The organism is Haloarcula sp. NS06, assembly GCF_051122755.1.
Classification (GTDB): domain Archaea; phylum Halobacteriota; class Halobacteria; order Halobacteriales; family Haloarculaceae; genus Haloarcula.
In genome coordinates this window covers 67089-87466 of record NZ_CP184846.1, presented here as the reverse complement: position 1 = coordinate 87466, position 20378 = coordinate 67089, and the positions used below count along the sequence as shown (strand labels likewise).

The 20378-nt window shown below is 51.6% G+C and carries 14 protein-coding genes and 1 pseudogene; 4 read left to right on the top strand and 11 right to left on the bottom strand.

Annotated features, from left to right (window positions below; genetic code table 11):
- The first annotated feature begins 849 nt into the window (after positions 1-849).
- Positions 850-2328 (top strand): chitin-binding protein, encoded by a 1479-nt coding sequence (locus tag ACODNH_RS22110; RefSeq protein ID WP_434531858.1) that lies wholly within the window; start codon positions 850-852, stop codon positions 2326-2328.
- Positions 2329-2460: 132 nt separating this feature from the next.
- Here the strand turns inward: ACODNH_RS22110 and ACODNH_RS22105 are convergent, their stop codons facing one another.
- The 5 genes from ACODNH_RS22105 to ACODNH_RS22085 all read right to left on the bottom strand — a co-directional run bounded on the left by ACODNH_RS22105 (position 2461) and on the right by ACODNH_RS22085 (position 8395).
- Positions 2461-4269, bottom strand: coding sequence for a hypothetical protein (locus ACODNH_RS22105; protein WP_434531857.1), 1809 nt, complete (start codon positions 4267-4269; stop codon positions 2461-2463).
- 256 nt (positions 4270-4525) lie between these two features.
- Positions 4526-7099: an Ig-like domain-containing protein gene (locus ACODNH_RS22100; protein ID WP_434531856.1), complete on the bottom strand. Its 2574-nt coding sequence runs from the start codon at positions 7097-7099 to the stop codon at positions 4526-4528.
- A gap of 8 nt (positions 7100-7107) precedes the next feature.
- Entirely contained in the window at positions 7108-7392 is a 285-nt protein-coding gene (locus ACODNH_RS22095) for a hypothetical protein (RefSeq protein ID WP_434531855.1), read from the bottom strand.
- Positions 7389-7595: a hypothetical protein gene (locus ACODNH_RS22090; protein WP_306711135.1), complete on the bottom strand. Its 207-nt coding sequence runs from the start codon at positions 7593-7595 to the stop codon at positions 7389-7391. The genes ACODNH_RS22095 and ACODNH_RS22090 overlap by 4 nt, the downstream gene beginning before the upstream one ends.
- A 239-nt stretch (positions 7596-7834) precedes the next feature.
- Complete coding sequence (locus tag ACODNH_RS22085; RefSeq protein ID WP_434531854.1) at positions 7835-8395, bottom strand: hypothetical protein; 561 nt, start codon at positions 8393-8395, stop codon at positions 7835-7837.
- Between the two features lie 647 nt (positions 8396-9042).
- Between ACODNH_RS22085 and ACODNH_RS22080 the strand changes: the two genes are divergently transcribed.
- Both ACODNH_RS22080 and ACODNH_RS22075 read left to right on the top strand, forming a co-directional pair.
- Positions 9043-9549 carry a hypothetical protein gene (locus tag ACODNH_RS22080; protein ID WP_434531853.1) on the top strand — a complete coding sequence of 169 codons (507 nt, stop codon included), beginning with the start codon at positions 9043-9045 and terminating at the stop codon, positions 9547-9549.
- Between the two features lie 149 nt (positions 9550-9698).
- On the top strand, positions 9699-10259 hold the full coding sequence (locus ACODNH_RS22075) for a glycosyltransferase family 4 protein (protein WP_434531852.1): 561 nt from the start codon (positions 9699-9701) through the stop codon (positions 10257-10259).
- A 17-nt stretch (positions 10260-10276) separates the two neighbouring features.
- Here ACODNH_RS22075 and ACODNH_RS22070 read toward each other — a convergent pair whose 3' ends face one another.
- The 6 genes and pseudogenes from ACODNH_RS22070 to ACODNH_RS22045 form a co-directional block, all read right to left on the bottom strand.
- Entirely contained in the window at positions 10277-11485 is a 1209-nt protein-coding gene (locus ACODNH_RS22070) for a glycosyltransferase (RefSeq protein ID WP_306711141.1), read from the bottom strand.
- A gap of 69 nt (positions 11486-11554) precedes the next feature.
- Positions 11555-12523, bottom strand: coding sequence for a glycosyltransferase family 2 protein (locus tag ACODNH_RS22065; protein WP_434531851.1), 969 nt, complete (start codon positions 12521-12523; stop codon positions 11555-11557).
- A gap of 648 nt (positions 12524-13171) precedes the next feature.
- Complete coding sequence (locus ACODNH_RS22060; RefSeq protein WP_434531850.1) at positions 13172-14149, bottom strand: DUF1616 domain-containing protein; 978 nt, start codon at positions 14147-14149, stop codon at positions 13172-13174.
- 305 nt (positions 14150-14454) lie between these two features.
- A pseudogene (gene wecB, locus ACODNH_RS22055) lies at positions 14455-15562 on the bottom strand (non-hydrolyzing UDP-N-acetylglucosamine 2-epimerase).
- Positions 15563-15731: 169 nt separating this feature from the next.
- Positions 15732-17012 (bottom strand): nucleotide sugar dehydrogenase, encoded by a 1281-nt coding sequence (locus tag ACODNH_RS22050; protein WP_306711149.1) that lies wholly within the window; start codon positions 17010-17012, stop codon positions 15732-15734.
- A gap of 219 nt (positions 17013-17231) precedes the next feature.
- Entirely contained in the window at positions 17232-18551 is a 1320-nt protein-coding gene (locus tag ACODNH_RS22045; protein WP_306711151.1) for a glycosyltransferase family 2 protein, read from the bottom strand.
- A 349-nt stretch (positions 18552-18900) separates the two neighbouring features.
- On the opposite strand from ACODNH_RS22045, the gene ACODNH_RS22040 reads away from it, so the two are divergent.
- On the top strand, positions 18901-19830 hold the full coding sequence (locus tag ACODNH_RS22040) for an NAD-dependent epimerase/dehydratase family protein (protein ID WP_434531849.1): 930 nt from the start codon (positions 18901-18903) through the stop codon (positions 19828-19830).
- The last annotated feature ends 548 nt before the right edge of the window (positions 19831-20378 follow it).

Genomic DNA, 20378 nt, shown 5'->3' with positions numbered 1-20378 from the left:
TTACTTCAACTGAATGGGCAATCGAAGTGCATGTAATATGGCTATACCATGCGAGAACAGCTAATTAGCATATACCTACTTCAGTCATATGTGTATGTTCGATAAGCACGAACCGACTGCTAGCGACAAGAAGACTACAGGCCGTTCAAGCACTCTTACCACAAGTAAAAGAGGGAAAGGACATCTTAACAGGCGTTCTTTCTTCCAGTTCGGGCTAACAGCCATAACCGCAGCCATTGGAGTTGGAAGTTTAGGTGCAAGTACCTCATTCGGTCAGGAGAGCAACACCCACACGACGGACTTTAGTGAGTACGTATAGTAGAAACGGAATGACCCTTAATTTTACTAGTCAGTCCGTCCCCAGAGCGAGGCAAATTCGCGTTTTAAGATAGTACAATACTTCCCGGGTGCGTGAGTCACAAACGAACAGGAGAGTTCAGGGCGTCTACAGGGATATCGTTCGCTTATCATTACAGCAGACTTATGCTATTCAGTTCGCTTCATGAAAGAGTCGGATAGTTCAGGGTTCGGCATACCTCGACATTCCAGACAACCGAATGAGGCATGGTTAAGATTATTATTTGAGGTTTGAAAGAATGTGGCTGGGCTCCCTCTAAAAGAACTGAGAGAAATAGGATTGAGGGCTTCGTTCAAGCTTCTCTGTAGGAAGCTTATACTAATGTTCTGAGGATATCTCCATGAGACGAGAGCAATGATCATGTTCCTCCATCGTCGGTACCACTCCATTCGATCCAATCTACCGGGTACTACCACTCTTGTATCTCAGTCATGACAAGTGGATCCGGGGTGATCAGCCGTCGCAGACTTATCGCTTCCATCGGAAGTATCGTGGCTGTCATCTTTGGCGTCCTCTACACTTGGCTACCAGGTTTCGATAGGGGTGATGGACCACCAGACGGTAACAGAACTAAAACTCCTGCGAAAGCGTCGGCTCAGCAGACTACAACGCCAACACGACCAGATGATGAACTCGACGTAGCCCAAGATGCCGAGAATATCAGTGACTACGGTTCGGAGCCAAATCCGAATGATCCCAGCGTGGCAGCAGCGAGGCGAAACCTCAACGCTATTCTCAAGGCTGCAAAGGCTGCCGGCCAGGGTGGAACAATATTTGTTCCTGAAGGAGAATACTATTTTGGCCGCGACGATTCAGGCTATAGCCCGTACGTGGAGTTCGGTGGAACTGTGCCTGCTGGTATTTCTATTGTCGGAGAGGGAGCAAACAAGTCAACGCTGGCAATTACCGGACACGCTTCTGCTGAGAACCGTCCGAATCAGAGCGGGTTTATTTGGTACGACGGATACGATCACGGGACCGTCGAGATCACGGACATTAAGCTGGACGGTAACTACGAAAACGTCAGCGGACTGGCAGAGAACAATGGAGGCTCTTGGGGCCTCCAAATGTCAGAGCGTGGAAATTTCCACCTCAAGGGTGCGTGGATTCGAGGCTGGCATTTAGCGGGGGTCCGTGGTCGTGCTGTCCTCAGATCAGTCACGAACTGTACGTTCCAAGACAACGGAATCGGGCGCCACAACGCGACCGACGGAACGTCAAACTCCCATCATATCTCTGTCCGACCACAAGCGGGCGACGAGTTTACTGTCAAGGACAGTTGCTTCATCGACTGTGCTGGAAATGCGGTCAATATTAGATTTGGCGATGGAGTCACCAAGCTCCACAACTGTTATATTAGCGGTACGGGGTCAGGTCTATGTAAAATGTCTGCGGGTAAGGTCGTGGAGCTGAAGAACATCTACCACAGAGCGAATACCCCCTCTCTCGAACAGAAAGTGGATAAGCGGGACATCGGGCCTGATTTCCACGGTCGGTTTTTCATTAATAACCTTGGAAACCGAGGAACGACACCGACCACCGTCATCATGGAGAACGTACTCTCCAGAGATATGTCTGATTACGCGTTCCAAGCACAGGATGCCATTGGAGATGGTCCAATGGACGTGATATGGAAGGGAGATATGATTTCAATTTATAACACCAATCGCGCTCGGGACGATGCAGTCATTCGCGACCATGGCGCTGGAGAGTTCTCCAACATCGACATTGGTCGACTATCGATACACAATTCAGAGGCCAAGGCATTCATGTTAACGAACTCTCAAGGCACGATAGATACGTTCAACCACTCCAATACAGATGGCGTTGGGAATGCAGGAGATGTTGTCATCAACGCAAACAACCAAGGCCAAGATCGATTCAGTCCAGCGGTTCCCAGCATAGAGGAGGTAGGAGTGGGGCCGATCACCTCCGATGACGACGTAACGGCAGATGTAGGTAGTAAGTAGGACAGATCCAACTCCTGTTCGTTATGTTGCTAATGCAGATGTATACTGGATCAAGAGAGCCAGCATAGAGTAGCCACGAAAAGCCAGTGTCGGTACACCCAGCTATGAAACTCAGCCAATGGTGCCTTCTTGCTATGCCCCTCGTATTCTGGTTCCGTTAGCCAGATATATCCTGACGTCACCGTTATCGTAGGATCGATCAACTGTTCTGTCCCGATTAAAGCGCTGGAAATCCTGTGGCGTATATTTCCATCTCTGCGGGTAATCCGGGTACGTCTCCTGATAGAAGATGCGGCCTTTTCTGTTTATCATTACGTACTTATCGCTACCGTAGTTCTGACCGAAGTACATAGTAGTTGTATAATTGAAATGTGCCGGGAGGAATACCTCCCAAAATGGCAACCCTTCCCTTACACCGTGTTCTGCGTGGTGGAACCGTCGGTATTCTATATCGAAGTGATAGAGCTCCCTATTTCCGGTCTCGTGTTCGGTGAGCCACTGGCTACCCTCGACTTCCATCGCTGTGACCTGATCGTTAGTCATTCCTGACAGCGGTGAAGGAAACAGTGTGAGTGTGGACAGTACGACGAGTATCAATAGTGCAAGAGTAACTGTTTGCTTTGCACTGTGGGCAAGCAACGATTGATTGGGTCGCCCAAGACGACTCTTAATTATATGGAACAGAGGTCCAAGCAGAACCACTGCACCGATTTTGGCCACCTGCCAAGGACGCTCTTGGGTGACGATCAAGTCGAGAAGAAGGAATAAGAGCCCAACAGATCCGAACACGCACACAACTGTACCCATTGTGGCGGTCCGCGTGTCCAGCGCGTATCGTTTTTTAAGACCAAGTAGGAGAGCTACTCCGAACAAGCCGCCGCCAAGACCAAACAGTACCATTTCGGTCCCGAACCTGAACGTAATGAACTGAACAATATCGATCAGGGACGGTGTGGCCTCCTGTGCGGTCTGGGCATACGCCTGAACGGGTGCATCGTTGCTCCCTGATCCGAAGAGGACACGATAGATAGTATCGAACCGCAGTATAACTCCGGGGAAGTTAGAGTACCAACCCGCGATAACCGCAAGCGAGAAGCCAAAAGCGCTTGTCGGGCTCTGATAGATCGTCTGTATTTTTGGGGAATACTGAACAGTGTAATACAGCAGAAAGATGCCTGTAACGAATACAGCGGTTAGCGGGTGATAGAGGAGAATACCCACAAGTGAAAGTACCAGAATCGCTCTAATTGCGGGAGCAGGATTCCGCTGACTCTTAAAAAAGAGATACAGAACAACCGGGATCAATAGGATGCTAAAATCGAACGGACGAAACAGCAGATGGCTGTAGCCAAGTATCGGTAGCAGGACAAAAGGAAGCCCCAGAAGGAAACCCCTTCTAGAATCGGTCACCTGAAACAAAAGGGAAACCATTCCTCCAAAATATACTGCGGAGAAAATTACTGGTGTTAGCATCGCTAATGTCATAGCCTTCAGTCCAGTAGCGTCGGCAGTAGCGAGTACAAGCAGGTGAGCCAGAGGATAGATGTTAGCCCCCGTAGTGCCTGTGTTGACGATGTCCTGTACGTATCCGAGATGCGTCAGCGGGTCGGCATCACCGTACATTACATATCCCCGTATGAGGGGCATCAACAGCAGTAACGCGTCGGTAGCCAGCATAAGCGAAGCACCGAAGACCCATGACCGTTCGTTCGGGTTCCCAACACTTCTAAAGATCAACAGCGAGCCGGCAAACAGAGACCCAATGATACAGCCCCAGAATGAAGCGGGATATGAGTCATAGAGCGATATCTCGTACTCAGTAGCCTGCGGGGAAATTACCACAATGGCCGTTGATATCAAGAGTAGCAGGACGCCGACGACAGCAATGGCTTCCGTAGTTCGCGAATGAGTGAAAACGGTCTGCTCAGAGTTCTCACTCATGAATTATCACCTACAGGCATTACTCAACGAATGGATATCCCTAACGACCGGTCCAGTATTCATCGAGAACGTAGACATCATTTGGATTATACGCCCATAGAGTAGTCGATATCATTGTTAGTGCGCTCCTAACCCGTTCTGGATCACATACCTCATACTATAGCGTTATATTTGCTCCTCTCAAAAGATACAAACAGATATCCGCGGCCCACACAGATTACGTTGCGGACGAGACGAAAGACAGTATGTGCCGCTATTAGACGCTCACAGATTTCGTTGTAGAGACAGACGCCCCGTTACTATTGACCACTGTGAGTGCGATGCTGTAGTTACTCCCGGTAACCTGATCAAGATTGAACATATCGATATCCGAGGCTGTATTTCCGCTGACATCCCACTGGACGCTCTCTACCACAGTATCTGAATCAGCGACATCAATGTCAACCGACCGGAGTTCGCTATCACTACTGTGCACGTCCCACACAACAGTGATATTAGCTCTACCGTCACCTTTTTGCGATTCAGAGACGCTGAACCGTCCGATTTGTGGCTTCAATCCGTCTCCCGATGCGGACTCTGACGCAGTAGCAGACGTCCCGTTTCCACTACTGTCTGTTGCGGTCAGCACAATGGTATACTCATTTCCGGTACCGGCGTCCCCACTCGCTTGTAACTCAGTTGTTCCGGTAGCCGAGCCACCCGAAACATCAAGACTCGTCGTATCTTCCTGTTCGTCGTTAGTTTCATCGTACAGGCCCAGGTCGACAGTTGAGAGATCGCTGTCAGAGTCGTTAACTTCCCAGTCGATCGCAAAGACCGCTTCCGTACTGTCGGTCTCGATCTCTGAAACCGATAGACCGCTGACAACAGGGCTGGTGCCACTGTTGTCAGTGGTAACGCTGATGCTACTGGAGTCGGTGTTCCCAGCTGAATCAGTCACCGTGGCATCGAGCGTGTGGGTTCCGTCTGATAATTCCGTGGTATCCCAGGTGTCTTCATAGTATCCCGTGTCTCCGTTGAACGACGCAGATGACCACGTATTACCGTCAGTGCGGTACTTCACGTTGGGAGAGCCAGCAGCGTCTTCGGCATCAGTTGCACTGATTTGCAGAGTGACTGTCCCGTCGACCGTCCCACCAGACAGGGGCTGTTGCCACGCAATCTCCGGTCTGGCGTCATCAAGTCTGGCTGGTTCACCGCTGGTGCCAACGCTGAGGAAGTCAAACATTTGAACGGTACTCGACCAAGACCCGATCCCAGTCCATCCCGGACCGGTGACATCCCCATCAGTTACGTCTATGTCCCACGAATCGGGCTCGGTTGTCCCGTAACTCCAGTTTTTGGCCTGTACAGATGAGCCATTGATGCGGAGCCGAAGGTAGCTCCATTCATCAAGGGGATTTGAATTGGCCATAGTTTCGCCGATTGTGGTCTGTGACCCATTGAAATCCTTCTCAACTCGGAGTTTGATGCTGCCATTGCTCCGAACAAACCACGCCGAATAACCGACCATGTTTCCGCTGGCATCAGTGCCCCCCCGCCCGATCAAACGGCACCAGCCATCGCCGCCGTTGTCTTCCGAGCCGACACGAACCAGTCCGAGTACCTCGGTATCGGTATGTTCTCCGACATCGTCCCAGGACAGTGCATGCGAGTTGACCGAGCTGGCACTGAACTCCATATATGCATTGCCTGTGTTTGAATCACTCGACACAACTGACCAATCCGAGGAGTCACCGTCCCACCGCGCTGTCCAGTCTGGGAGGCTGTTCTGTGAGCCGTCTGCAGTTTCGGTCGTAGTCGTTTCTTCCTCTGTACTGCTCTGGCTCTTTGCACCCACCTCGTCCTCGCTTGGGACATCCACATTCAGAGGGTTCCCTCCAGAGAGATGACTGCCAACATTAATGCCTCCCGTGCTTCCGACGCTGCCGACGTTACCCGTTGATAGCGTGGCAATAGAACCGTACGAGTCCTCAGTTTCAAACACCTTTGCATCAGTGTCGTGAACCGATAACTCGCCAACATCAACGTTCTTGAACGCTGCCCCCTGTCGGTCGCGGATGACCTCATCATCAGTGTACATGTTCGAACCGGCGAACGCGATTCTATCACCGATCCACGTGATATCGGATGGGCCGCCCAAGGAATCACGGACTTGGAATGCATACGAAGTGTGGTTCTTCGTTGATACTTGTTCCATATCCAGCGTCACGCTGGTGTCCCCGCGATCACCCAGACTCTGGATGAAGTGTCGACCCAGGAATCCATCGTTTGGCTCGTCTGGGAGCAGCGATTCCAGTTCCGCTGTGTATGCTGTGTGGTTGATACGGCGCAGTGTAACCCTCTCTCCGGCAGAGAGCTTGAGGAACTGACTACCTGTCCCAGCGGCGTACACGTTCCGGATACGATAGGTTCCGTCACCATATCGAATGTTTATCGCACTACCTGGACAGTTCTTTATCTTACAGTTTTCGATGACAGTGGTGCTGCCTTTTGGCGTCTGTAGTGAGTCAAACGGGTGTGTATTTGATCCGCTGTCGTTGTGATATTCGATACCAATCCGGTCGAGGGTACAGTATCTCGCGGATGAGAGGTACTGTCTACATCTAATACCTCGCGTATAGGTGTCCGTAATCCGAACGTTGTACAGCGAGAACGACAAGGAGTCACCGGCGAGCGAGAACCCATCTGCTCCGCCGCTGTACTGATTGAGGTCACCCAGCTTGGGAGCGTTTACGTCCAGCGTAAGGCCGCGAATCTCAACATCGCCATGGTCCGCGTCCCCATCGTAAATAAATGCTGTCTGGTTCGATATAACTGCGGGATCCATGTGCTCAGTCACTGCAAGTGTGGACTTATCAGGCCCCTCACCGTAGACTGAGATGCCGCGTGGCTGACTTCCCCTAGTTCTATCAGGGAGTATACATCCTCGCTACCGAAGTAGTAGGTTCCCTCCGGAACAAAAATAGACCCGTTCGGCCCAGCAGCGTCCATGGCACTGTGGAGCGCGTTTAGAACCTCTTGAGCGTCTGAGAGGCTTGGATCGTTCGGGTTGTAATCGCGACCAATACCGTGGTTGGTGACATCTTCGGCACTGTCAGGCACGTAGGCTGGTCTAGTCATTGGAGGCCGCTCCAGTCAGTCTCTGCAGATATATCTGCCCCGGTGGTAGAGGGCGTCCATGCACCGGCAGTAGTGGTTGCAGTCATTCCATGTGTATCGCTTACAACCGAGTTCATCCTTACCGTTTCACATTCGGTAAATTGATTCCTAATTGCTTTTTTCGGAACAGTGTAGACGTTTCTAGCCAATTTTGTGTTACCCACCTCAGACTGACCTCCTGCTCTGGTAATAGCCTCTTTCGAAGAGTAGTTCGCTCTTAACATGCTGTACCAGATTCGACCCGACTATGGTATTATGGATTGTTACTTTATATTGATATCTGGTTGTTGGATACAAAACTTTGCGAACGGCATACGTACCAGTTCATAGTCTCAACACTGATGTACGATTGCAAGTCGCCAGAGCGAGTAATTCGCCTTTTACTGATCGGTGAAGAGAAACCTCATATATAGCCAAGTTGCTTCAGACGATCTTCAACGTCTGATTTCGATGGTTCTTCCTGTTCTGTAACGCTTGCGCACGGGCTGCTGGTTTTGTGGTCTGTGGCAGACGTAACTGCCCACGGGACCTTTTTGAGATGGGGATGGGGTATCCCTTCCGGATGTCCATATTGGTTCATCTCTCCAAACAGTTCACCGTGGTCAGCAGTGATAGCAACCCGCTCCGCATCTATGTTACTGAGCAGGCGACGAATTGAGCCAAGGACTAGTCGAAGGTTATCCAGATAATTGTCCCAGGCCTCTTGCTTTGAGATTTCCCCACGCTCGATGGCTTCCCATGGATGATCCTCAGCATCAGTAATATCCCGCTGCTCCCTGTATGCGGATGCCACGTGTGGACGGTGTGGCTGATAGTAGTGCAGAATCATCTGTTCGAAGTCAAGCTTTCGTCCCGCAAGGATTGCTTGGTCAGTCACGATATTCGGTGGGATCGTGTCGAAGTAGTCTTCGTACCTATGGTGACGAGACAGTTGTTTCAAGAACTTGAACTGGCTTTCGTCCACTACGTTCCAATCTGCCCAAGTAACCGGCGTAACGTACTTTCGCGGTGGCCGTTTCCCCCTTCAAACGTCGGCTGTGTATGCGGATTCGTGGATATATATACTGTGTCGGAGATCTCGTCTGCGTGTTCCTGAGTAAATGTTTTACATAACCACTCATGGGATGAGCTGCCTGTGGACCACACGCTATCAACCCTGTCAATGAACTCGAACTCAGGTGCGACTTCCCGCAACGCATCTACCCGACAGGCGTCCAGTACGATCAGTAAATCCCACTCCTCTTCATAAATGTTCGTACCCAAAGGGTACTGAGTGGTCAGTGAGAAGTATAGTCCATTATAAGCACCACCTAGAAAATACCGGAGACCCTCCTCCCCCATCTACCTGACCTCCCGTAAGGGTACGTAGCCACTCGCGTATATTCGTCCTCACAGTACGGACTTTCGCAGTAGATAGTATAGTTATAATTCTTCTACCTGCAGTACCGTGAGTGGACTACTCCAGATATAGTTACGCAGGTAATATCCATCTGGTAAATAGATAGTAAACTGTATTTTATTTTTACTTATCTGCTTTCAACATATGAGATACCAAACAGGACAGCCAGTACCGGATGCATACTTATTGAGACTTACTGCCAGTTAGTATTTATGTACGATGCGGTCGTAAGCGCAATGAACCACCCAGACCCCTTCAATCCATACATGGGGCTGTTCAATTTCCGCTCCATCAGGGCACTCAGTATGACCGGTACTGGTATAGATGTAGTTACTCCTCGTCCCAGAGCGCCTCCGGTGGGTCCCTACTCCGAGTTCGGTGACATACCGAGCCAACATGATTACAGCTCTCATGAGGTCCATTATCCCAGATTTCTCTACTTATTACCACAGAAAATATTCAAATATACGCTGTCGTCACGATCGTTTTCGGAAATGCTTCCGGAGTATATCTCATCGAACTTCGAGACGCCGGATATCTGCCATGCTGGTCACATTCATTACGATGGTTACGGGTTAGTGCCATACTGTCGGAGCAACGAGATTCCGCTGACAGTCATGGGGCGTGGAAAGATTTTGAATAACTTCTATGATCTTTCGCAGGTCAGCCGAAGAAAAATCAAGAGACTCTCAATTACGCGGAGGGTATCTTTTGTGTAAGTGAATCGCTCGCACGTATCGCTAACGGTATCACCGAAACACCGAAAGCTACTGTACTCCCAAACGGCGCGAATCCAACGCGGTATCCGACGGACAACGAGGAAGCGATTCGACAAGAACTGGGAATTGATCGAGATACTACACTAATCATGTTCTGTGGCGGGTACACGGAACGGAAAGGAATCAACGAGATTTGTGAAGCTCTGGATGAGATTCATAGCGATGACGTAGCGTTTGTTTTTGTCGGTCATTACGGTGACTTTCGTACAGACCTCATCAGTGAACTCAAAGCTAGCCGCCACGAGAACTATCGGGTCCTCTGGGAAGTCCCGCCGCTGGGTCTCCGGCGGTGGTTCGCTGTTGCCGACATTTTTATGCTCCCAAGCCACGCAGAAGGTCGACCCAACACGATATACGAGTCAATGGCAAGCGAAACCGCGGTTGTCGCCTCCGATGTATCCGGTATCCCGGAGCAGGTTGTAGACGGTGAAACAGGCCTCTTGATCCCAAAGAAAGACTCCAATGGGCTTGCCACCGCTCTGAACAGCCTCATCAACAACCCTTCAGAGCGAGAGCGGATGGGAACAAACGGTAAGAAACGACTGGTATCGAAGGGATGGACGTGGGAAGCACACGGGAAGCAACTTGCAGACCTCCACGAATCGATCATCGATAACGGCCAGCTCCCCTCGGCTGAAGTCCTGGACTAGTGCCCGGCAGGTAGCTGTTAGGCTGTGAAGACGTGTTCTCCGAGGAACCGCTCGTACTCATTAAACACAGGTCGCGGGGAGAAGTCGTCGGCGCGAGAGCGCAACCGATCAGCATCAGGAGGGTCAGCAAGCGTATCACAAACTGCATTGGCCAACCCATTCATATTATCCACTGGGACAAGTGTCCCATACTTTCCATCGGAGAGAATCTCTCTGGGGCCGCTCGGACAGTCCGTTGACACGATTGGACAGCCAACCGCCAAACACTCGATCAGGACTGTCGGTAGCCCTTCATACCGAGATGAGAGGAGAAAAGCATCTGATTTTGCCATATACCGATACGGATTATCGACGAATCCGGGAAGAGACACCACATCTGACAGCCCCAGTCGCTCGACTGTCGCCTGGACTTTCTCTCGGCACGGTCCTTTTCCCGCAATGATGGCACGTGCATTCGAGTTTCTATTGGCTACCGTCTCGAACGCACGAACCCATCCATCCAGATTCTTTTGACCTGCGTGTCGCCCAACGAATAGGACGACATCCCGGTCATTACTTTCTACCCACTCGTGCTCAACTGTTTGGCCGGCCCGCTCACGAATCTGTTCGACGTCCACCGGGTTGTAGAGGACTGAAATATCCGATCGTTCGACTGGAGTTCTGTCAGCGAGGCTGTCCGCGACGCCCTCGGAAACACTGACGATTTGATCCGAGGCGGGGTAAAGCCGGGGAACGATTCGTCTGACAATCTGGTCCTTCGGTGTCGCCTCAACCTCATGTCCGAATGCAGAGTGCTGTGTCGGAATCACCGTAGTATCGACGTCAAGGAACCTATTGATAGCGAGCGACACAATGCTTGGGTGTTCAAGATGGGGAAACAGCGCTGCCGGCTTGTGCTTATTTAGGTATGTAACTAGAAACGGCAGATGTGCGGCTACCCCGACAACTGGCGTCTTCGATGGTGGAAGCTCAACGATAGAGACCTGTTCGGAAAGCTCCGACCGGAGCTCACCGCTCGCTCGTGACAGCAGAAGGTCAATATTATAACCTCGGTCGGCCAGTCCGTTTGCGATAGTGATTGCGACTTGCTCTGCGCCACCGACGGAGAGGTCCGGAATAAAGAACGCCAGCAGTGGTCGGTCACCGTCCGTCGCAACCGAAATATTTTGTTCAGCTACGGGTGAGACTGTAGAACCATCACCATCTGAAAGCGTCGGCTCGTCCATTATGATGTTGGACCCGTCAGATAGTCTTTGTTAGTCACTGGGTTCCAAACTTGACACCGAAACACGTTATCATTTTGAAGGGACGGTCTCTGTCAGCTTCCGACGTAAGGACGCAGCCATCTCGTAGGTCCGCTCTCCTCCCAAGGAGGGGAGTAGGTGAGGGTGGACAGGGCGGTAGAGTGGGTTAGCAAAGAAGGCCAGTAAGAAATACTTACGGGCTTCGCCGTATCGCTCTGCACGTATCGCTGACCGTGCCAACGAGCGTCGCATGGACGCGAGAAAGGTCCGTTCGTAGTATTTCCCGTGCTCCGCTGCAAGGCCACCATGCTTCTCGATAAATAGGGGATAGGCGATATCTCGCTTCTGTTCGAAGTTCGCTGTGATGCTATCCTCTCGTCCAGTTTGGCGATACGTAAGCGTCTCTGTGACCGGTTGGAACTCGCAAGACTGTGCGAGCCGGAAGAACCACTCACGATCCTGCCACGCCGGAAATCTCTCGTCGGGGAGTCCGGCATCGGAAATTGCCTCAGTGTCGACTAGAACCGAAGAAAACTGTCCGAAGTTTGTGCCAGTCAACAAGTCGGTAACCACATCTCCCGCCGCAGTCGGGGTTGAAATCGTTGTTCCAGCCGCGCTTTCTCGTTTGACCCATGTGTAAATGACTCCGGTTTCGGGTGATGATTCGCTAAACCGATCCACCTGCTTCCTGAGCTTTGTCTCTTTCCACCGGTCATCATCGTCGAGAAACGCAACATAATCGCCGTTTGAAGTCCTGATACCTGTATTTCGGGCGGCATTTGCCCCCCTGTTTTCTTCGTGTCGGACTACTTCCGTACGCTTGTCCTTCAAAATATCTTCGGGTAGTGTCGTCGCTACCGGTGTCGGTGATCCGTCATCAATGACGAGTAGTTCGATCCGCTCATACTGTTGATTGAGCACACTGTTAATTGCGGCTGGCAGGTGTTCGTCTCTTCCATAGGTGGGTATTACGACACTCACAAGCGGATTCTCGCCGTTCGTGTGACGTTCCACGGGCATATTAATTTTAATTATACCTCGTGTGCCATCATATTTAAGTACAACATTGCTACCGGACAGATAGAAGATATTTCTGGACAGAGTGCTACCTCCCAAGGTGGTAGATCTGATTTGAGATTATACAGAGAACATTTTGACCCAGTTACGGGATAGATGCTACGTAGTCAACCGAAACAACGTATCAGTAGTCGGTGTCTTATCGGCCAAAGCCATACGGTTTCTGGGGAATTACTATTTCGCAGGTCCCATTATGTCGTAGTACGCAATCCATATGTCAATGACGAAGTGGGTTTCATCCATGTCGATTTCAGGACCTAACCAGAGTCGGTTCCAGTGGTTTCTCATCTCGTTCGCGACTCTTGGAACCATCTCGCTAGTCACCCTCTGGGCTGCTAATATTACTGGCATTCGAGTCTACTTTGTCGGACTGTTTCTGACTCTGCTGGTAACCAGTGAGGTGTTCCCGCCGCTGGCAGACAAGCAGTGGTGGCGTGGGCTACAGCTCGTCAAACTCGTCGGTTGGCTTATTACTCTTTCTCTCCTATTTAAGCGGGTCAGTGCAGTGGTCTAATCCCTTTCGAGTTTCTGAAGCGAGACGTGACAGAGGGGTTTGATCACAGCTTTAGAATGGGGTGTGAGCCAATGCTGTCAGCCATTGGTGACAGTAACCCAGAGATGCGTGCGGCGGTACGCGTTCTCAGGACGGGGATTCGCCCCGACTGGTGCGTCGTTGCGGTAGAGCAGATATGAGATTCGAATGTTCTCACCGACTAGCGTGGGGGCGATCTCGTGTGAGCGCTTGAGCGTTTCACCTTCCGCGACACGGTTCTTGAACCGATCAATTCGTGCGGTGGCTAGGACAGTGCCGTTCTCGATTCTCTGAGCAACGACAACAATTGTGTAATTCAGCTCTTGGCCTTCATGATTGCCGATAGTGACCTGAACAGTCCGCGAACTGCCAAGCGGAATCTGTGACGGATACTCAGAGGCAACAGGTTCTCCGTTGGCGGATTCCGTTACCAGCGCGAACTCAGTGAACTGTTCACCCCGTTCCGCCGACATGGCCGCGTAGCCGATCCCGGAACCAGAGACAAGAAGACCCAGTATAAGCAGGATGTATAGTGTCGAGACACTTCCAGAAGGGTTCAGAGACACTCGGCTCTGTACAGTTGTCTCCCACCGCAAGGGACTGAAACGCTCATCTGATGGCACCCGCATCCGTCGGATCGTTGCGGCAATCGTGAAGATGGCAGTCGTTATTCCGATAGAGAGTTGGTACGGTCCGGTGGTCGAACCAGGCGAAAGCAAGACTAGTCCGAGCCCCAGTAGTGGAACTATACAGACACTACTCCCGACTGCAAGGACGAGTCGTTCACCGACAGAAATTCGTCCCACTCGGCCATCAGATGATCCATCGATCTCAGTAGAACTGCGTGGGAATAAAAGCGCAACGAGAGCGTATCCTGGTGCAATAAGTATCGCTACCAACCCCAGAAAGGCCCCTACAGATGAGTCTTTGACATACCCTTGGGCAGCAGCGAGATGCCAGAGGCCAAGGAGCCCGACTAGCAGAAGATCGATCGGGAACGTCTCCGTCTCAATGTTCGCATCTGCGTCAGTAGCCATTATCACTCGATGAGAGCGTAGTAGTAAAATTAGACAGTTACTACCAGTGCATGTAACTGATCAGTGTCAAACGGAGTCGTCCGTAATCTCTTCGAAAAGTCTGTCTGGGTTGAGAGCACGCTGTCTCCACTTGGCAAATTTCCGTTGACAAAGTAGCTATTCACAACACCCTCATCCAGTTGTACATGACTGGGTCGTTGGTCCCCTATCTCTGGTTAAACAGGTCGTTGAGCGTACGGTCAATTCGCCCTCAGGAAAACACATGAGTCGGCGCCGCGCTGACAGTGGGTACCGGCGCTAGTCACTCAGGGGCTGACTGTTTCTCTGGCAGGGAGTTCCGGAACCGCATCAAGAATTTGAACCGCGGCTGTTCCATCGCCGAAAGGCGTTTCCCACTCTCCAGCCTTTCCACGCATTTGTGTCGCCGCCGCAGTGATACTACTCGGCTCCCGGCCGGCAACGCAGTTTGCACCGACAAATGCCGTCTCAGGGCGTTCAGTGCCATACCTGAGCGTCACACACGGTGTCCCGAGGATGCTTGTTTCCTCCTGGACACCACCTGAGTCGGTGAACACTAGGTCCGCTGTACTCTAGCCGGAGAAAATCGAAGAAGCCCAGTGGTTCGATGAGGCGAACTTGATCGGGGACTGTAATACCAAACTCTTCGAGACGGTCCTCCGCTCGGGGATGGATCGGGTAGATGGCTTCCTGTTCCGCTTGAGCGCTTGCCCGTGCAACGCCGCTGAGAATCCGCTCGAACGCTTCCTGGTCGTCAACTGTTTCCGCCCGGTGAGCGGTCAAGAGGTCGAACTGGCCGTCGGAAACGCCGAGTTCACTCAGAATCCGACTTTTGTTTGCAGCCTCATCATCATAGATTTCAACTGCATCGACGATCGTATTCCCAGTAACAGTGATACGGTCCGCAGGGATCCCTTCGTCGCGGAGTAACGCTGCTGTCTCGGCGGTCGGTGGGAAAAGGTAATCAGAGATGTGATCAATGATGACGCGGTTCGTCTCTTCAGGCATATCGTCATCGAAACTTCGAAGCCCGGCTTCGACGTGAGCCACGTCGACATCGATCTTACTCCCTGCGAGTGCACCCGCGAGAGTCGAGTTCGTATCCCCTTGGACAAATACCACTGTGGGCTCGGTATCCTGAAGTTCTTCTTCAATGCCAGCGAGCATCGCACCAGTTTGTGCCCCGTGATCGTCAGATCCGACTTCGAGGTTCGTATCTGGGGGAGATAACCCGAGTTGTCGGAAAAAGACAGTATCCAGCGAGTCTGAATAATGCTGACCAGTATGGACGATGTGTGTGTTGACACCACGCCGATGGCACTCCTGAATTACCGGGGCCAGCTTGATAATCTCGGGACGCGTCCCAAGAACGAACCCCACAGTGCTGTCAGTCATTGTTGGCCCTGATCCGTAAGTCGAACAGCCGGTGATAGCTCCAGCCAGTCAGTTTCATACCGGTTCCGTGAGTAGCCGCAGGATTTGTTATAGGCTTCCTACGCCATTGATCATGGCCAGTCGTCGCGAGTCAAATTGGTGCTGTCAGAAAATCATCTGTAACGCTGGATCAAATTGTCCGGACATCAAACCCGTGCTCAGCCCACCGATTCGCGTCGATGACATCAACCGGGTCGATCACAGTTCGGCCCGCCATCTTTGACCTGATGGCTTCCGGGTTGAGATCTACAAACTCATCGTGTGCTGCCCCGAATATCACCGCATCAGCATCTCTTACTGCCGTCTCAAGGGTTTCAAGCTGTAATCTGGAGTCCGTCGCCCGTGGGTCGTGAATAGTGACTGATCCCTCGTCCCAACCCCCATCCATAGCTGGGCGAGTGTCCACCGTGACAGTCCCGAGCAGTTTGGCTATTTCCAAACCTGGACTATTGCGAGTGTCGCTGACGTTACCTTTGTACGTAATCCCAAGAACAGCTACAGTCTTATTTTCGAGCGAGTCGATAGCGTCCTCGAGTAGCCTGATAACGTGTTCGGGCATCCTGTCGTTGACTCGGTTCGCGATATCGATTAGCTCTGTTACACCAGACCCATCGCTCAGGAAATGCGGATCGACAGGAAGGCAATGCCCGCCTACTCCTGGACCTGGGCTCAAAATATCAACCCGTGGATGGTTGTTCGCGAGATTGATCGCAGACCGTACATCAATGCCGTAGTTCTCTGCGAGGAGTGCGAGCGTATTGGCATACGCGATACTGACGTTTCGCTCGGCGTTTTGTGCAAGTTTCACGAACTCGGCGGTCGTAGGGTCAGCGGCGACATGAATGTCTCCGGTCGTGAGCGGTTCATAAAGGGATTTGATGGCGTTAACCGAGGCCTCATCGACACCGCCGACGATTCGATCGTTGGTTCGGAGTTCTGTGAGCGTATTCCCTGGCATCACCGTCTCCGGCGTGTACCCCAAGTGTACATCTTCACCGATGTCGAGATTGCCTCTCGAAATGATCGGGGCCAACATTCCAGTCGTTGTTCCCGGCGGCACTGTTGACTCCAACACCACGGTGTCGTCCGACCTGAGAACGCCCGCCACGTTTCGTCCAGCATCCTTCACGTATGTCAGATCCGCCTCGTCGTTCATATCGTCGTACGGCGTTGGGACACAGATTATGTGTACATCAGCGGATTGGGGATGATGACTCGGCGTTAGATTGCACTCCAGCGCATCCTGAATGTACGACTCAAGTTCTGGTTCGCTAACTTTCGGATCACCCTCGTTGAGGTGATTGATTACATCCTCGTTGACATCGAAACCAATGACATCGATGCCTGAATTGGCGAACAGCGATGCGGTCGTGAGCCCGATATAGCCTAGCCCGTGGACGCAGATAGTCATGCTTTCTGTGCCCTCGATAGTTTTGTTATTGACTCGCAACGCTGTCGCCGTTCGAAATAGTCTGACGCTGACTCGTTCCGCATTGACCTACGAATGATATAGATTACCCTTTGTTATGCAGAAGTTGTCTCAAGTAAGAGAATCGACACTATGGTAAACCCAGACCTGAGAAGTGGGGTACGCCGTCTAATACGACCGATCAATGAGGACGATCGCCACTTATTGACGGTACAGTTCTAAGGAGTGCAGAATGATCCCGGTGAATGATGCGAGGATGCCAATAATTGTAAAAGTAGTGCTAGTCAGGGCATATCCGAGTGGAAAGCTTCCGGACTGAAGATAGTTGAACATCGTGAGGTAAGTGAATATAAATCCCAGTAGAACGCAGGAGACACCAGGCACGCCGAGCAACATGATAGGATGTTCTCGCTCAACCGTTCGAATAATGTTTCCAACAAGCGTAAGCCCGTGCTCAACTGGGCCAAGGTTGTTAGAAGCCTCCACATCGTAATCTATCGTCGTCGGAACCTCGACGATCTGGTAGCCGTTTGAGTGGGCGTGGTACAGTATATTGGTGCTTGCATCCATTTGGTCGCCAATTGAGTTGTCTTCAGCAAGTGAGGTTATGGCCTCTGTACTATACGCACGGAAACCACTCTGTGTGTCGTTGATTTGATTGGCTGGCTTGAGGATTCCAAGGCTGAGGTTAGTCATGAGGTTCACCGTGAACAGCCCAAATCGCCTGTACAGCGGCATCTTTGTGTCCGCATCCTCATCGAACCGATTACCGATGACGACCTCCGCCCCCGACTCCTTTTGCTGTTCAATTAATTCTGGGATATCACTGGGATCATGCTGCCCGTCGGCGTCAAGAATGACTAGGTAGTCCGCGTCACCACGGTCAGCTTGCTCAAAAATACTGTTGAGGGCACCACCATACCCGACGTTACGGTCGTGCTCATACACTGTCGCGCCAGCCGCCGCTGCGACCTCGACAGTGTCGTCGGTACTCCCGTCGTCAACAACCAGAACAGTGTCTGCATAGTGCTTGGCCGACTCCACTACCGCCCCGATCGTCGCTGCCTCGTTGTACGCAGGAATTCCGACCATGACAGTCGGATCCGGCTCGGTGACGGGTTCAAGACGGGCATCGACAGTGAACTTCTCTGTACTCTTCAGTGCTTGGCGGCTTGCCGGGAGGTTAACTGACCCATTCTCTTCACCATGATACAGGAGTCCCGGATACCCTGCCTGCTTAGCAAACATCCGCAACCGCTCGCGAGGGGCATCGGCTTCAGCCCAGTTTCCAGAAGGGGGAACCACCTCTGCATCAAGCCACCGGGCAAAAGTGAGTGCCTGAAGGTCAGCATCAACGGCAGCTGTAACGATTGCCTGGTGTGCCCGTGAGTGGATACGAAGAATCTCAGCCGCGATCCATTCGGCGTTCGACTCGGTCGCGACTAGTCCCACCGCCGGCAAGTTCTTCGAAACCTCTCGGATACCGTCACCGGCGGGTGATTGCTGGATTCTATCCGACATCTCAGTCCCACTCCGGAACCGCTCTCGATGGCGGTCGTTCGGTGTGGTCGTCCACACGCTCCGGTACGTATAATGGCATCATTGTGGCGAGTAGTGGACTCCGTTGTGCTCTGCTGTGAACGAGTTATCATATTGTTATCCCCAGCTTTCCGAGATTGTCCCAACCCTGTATTATCCGCAAAAAGCAGGTAACAAAGTATAGTCTGGCGTAGGAATACAGCGCGTGGCCACTACGGTCTGAGAGGAGTTTAGTTCGGCCCATCCCTTACGATACCAAGATTACTCAACTAGGAGATGAGATGTATGTCTATGAATAACTTAAAGCATCAAAACCTCGTTTTCGAATGATATGTCGACAAACGATATTCGCAACTGTCGGGTACTAGTTACCGGAGGGGGTGGGTTCATTGGAAGTCATCTGACATCAGCGCTAGCGGTGGAGAACGAGGTGCGAGTCCTCGATGACTTCTCGACGGGACGGCGTGCAAACCTCCCAGAAGACGTGACTGTCATTGAGGGCGATATACGCGATAAAGGAACAGTCGACGAAGCGATGGACGACATTGACATAGTTTTTCATGAGGCCGCGATGGTTAGTGTCCCGAAATCAATCGAGCACCCGGTCGACTGTCACGAGCTTAATGGGTCGGCAACCGTCACCGTGTTCGACTGCGCTCGACGGCAGGATGCACGGGTCGTACTCGCCTCCAGTGCCGCCGTATACGGCAATCCTGATACGATACCGATTAAAGAAGAAGAACCGGCCGATCCACGCACGCCGTATGGGATTGAGAAGCATCTCGGTGAACAGTATGCACGGTTTTATACAGAGCGGTACGGCCTACCCATAGTCCCGTTACGATACTTCAATGTCTATGGACCGCGTGGGCTTGACGGGGAGTACGCCGGTGTCATCGGCACATTCATTCGTCAGGCACAGGCCGGCAATCCGCTCACAGTCGAAGGTGACGGAAAACAGACTCGGGATTTCGTACACGTTGATGACATTGTCCGTGCCAACCTGCTTGCAGCCGCGACAGATGCTATCGGCAAGCCGTTCAACGTCGGAACTGGACGAAGTATCAGTATCAAGGAACTTGCCGAAACCGTCCGAGATGTCGTTGGAGCGAATGTAGAAATAAAACACGTCCCCGAACGCACGAATGATATCAGAGAGAGCGAAGCAGATCCCAGTGACGCACGCACACTGCTTGGATATGAACCAACAGTGTCCCTCGCAAAAGGGCTGGAAACAACGCTCAGTGCTGAAGCGGAATAAGCCCCTTCTGTTGCTGATAGAACGTCTGTACAATTGCAAGGAAAACATCACATTTGGGCCAGTCTCTCGTCGTAATATCACCGAAGAGGCTATCTATTTATCGCACGGGGTCAGCAATCGTCCCTATGTAAAATAAAGATAGCCTACATATAATAATATAAAACAGCGTCTAACACTGATCCAGACCACAATCATTTAATTTGTATCATCAGCCAGATTCAACACACAGAGGGTTGGCATTTAGAACCCCTAGTAGAGTTGTGACATAAGTGACAGTAGCATTAGAGTTTAGTTGTACATCGGCAACAATCATCACAAGAAATCCACCACACATCATCTTGATGAGTAAGTGATGGGTTTCTTATTATTCGGGTTCCACCTAGTTTTACTGGTGCATCCCTTCGTTCACAGTCCCGTGCTCTGGGATACATCCGTCCGCAAGTCTATTGGGGCTGAGGCATATTGGGCCGTTTTAAAATAACAGTTATACAATCAGGGTATCGAACAGTAAACTAGCTATATCGATGTATATTCGTGTGACATGGAGA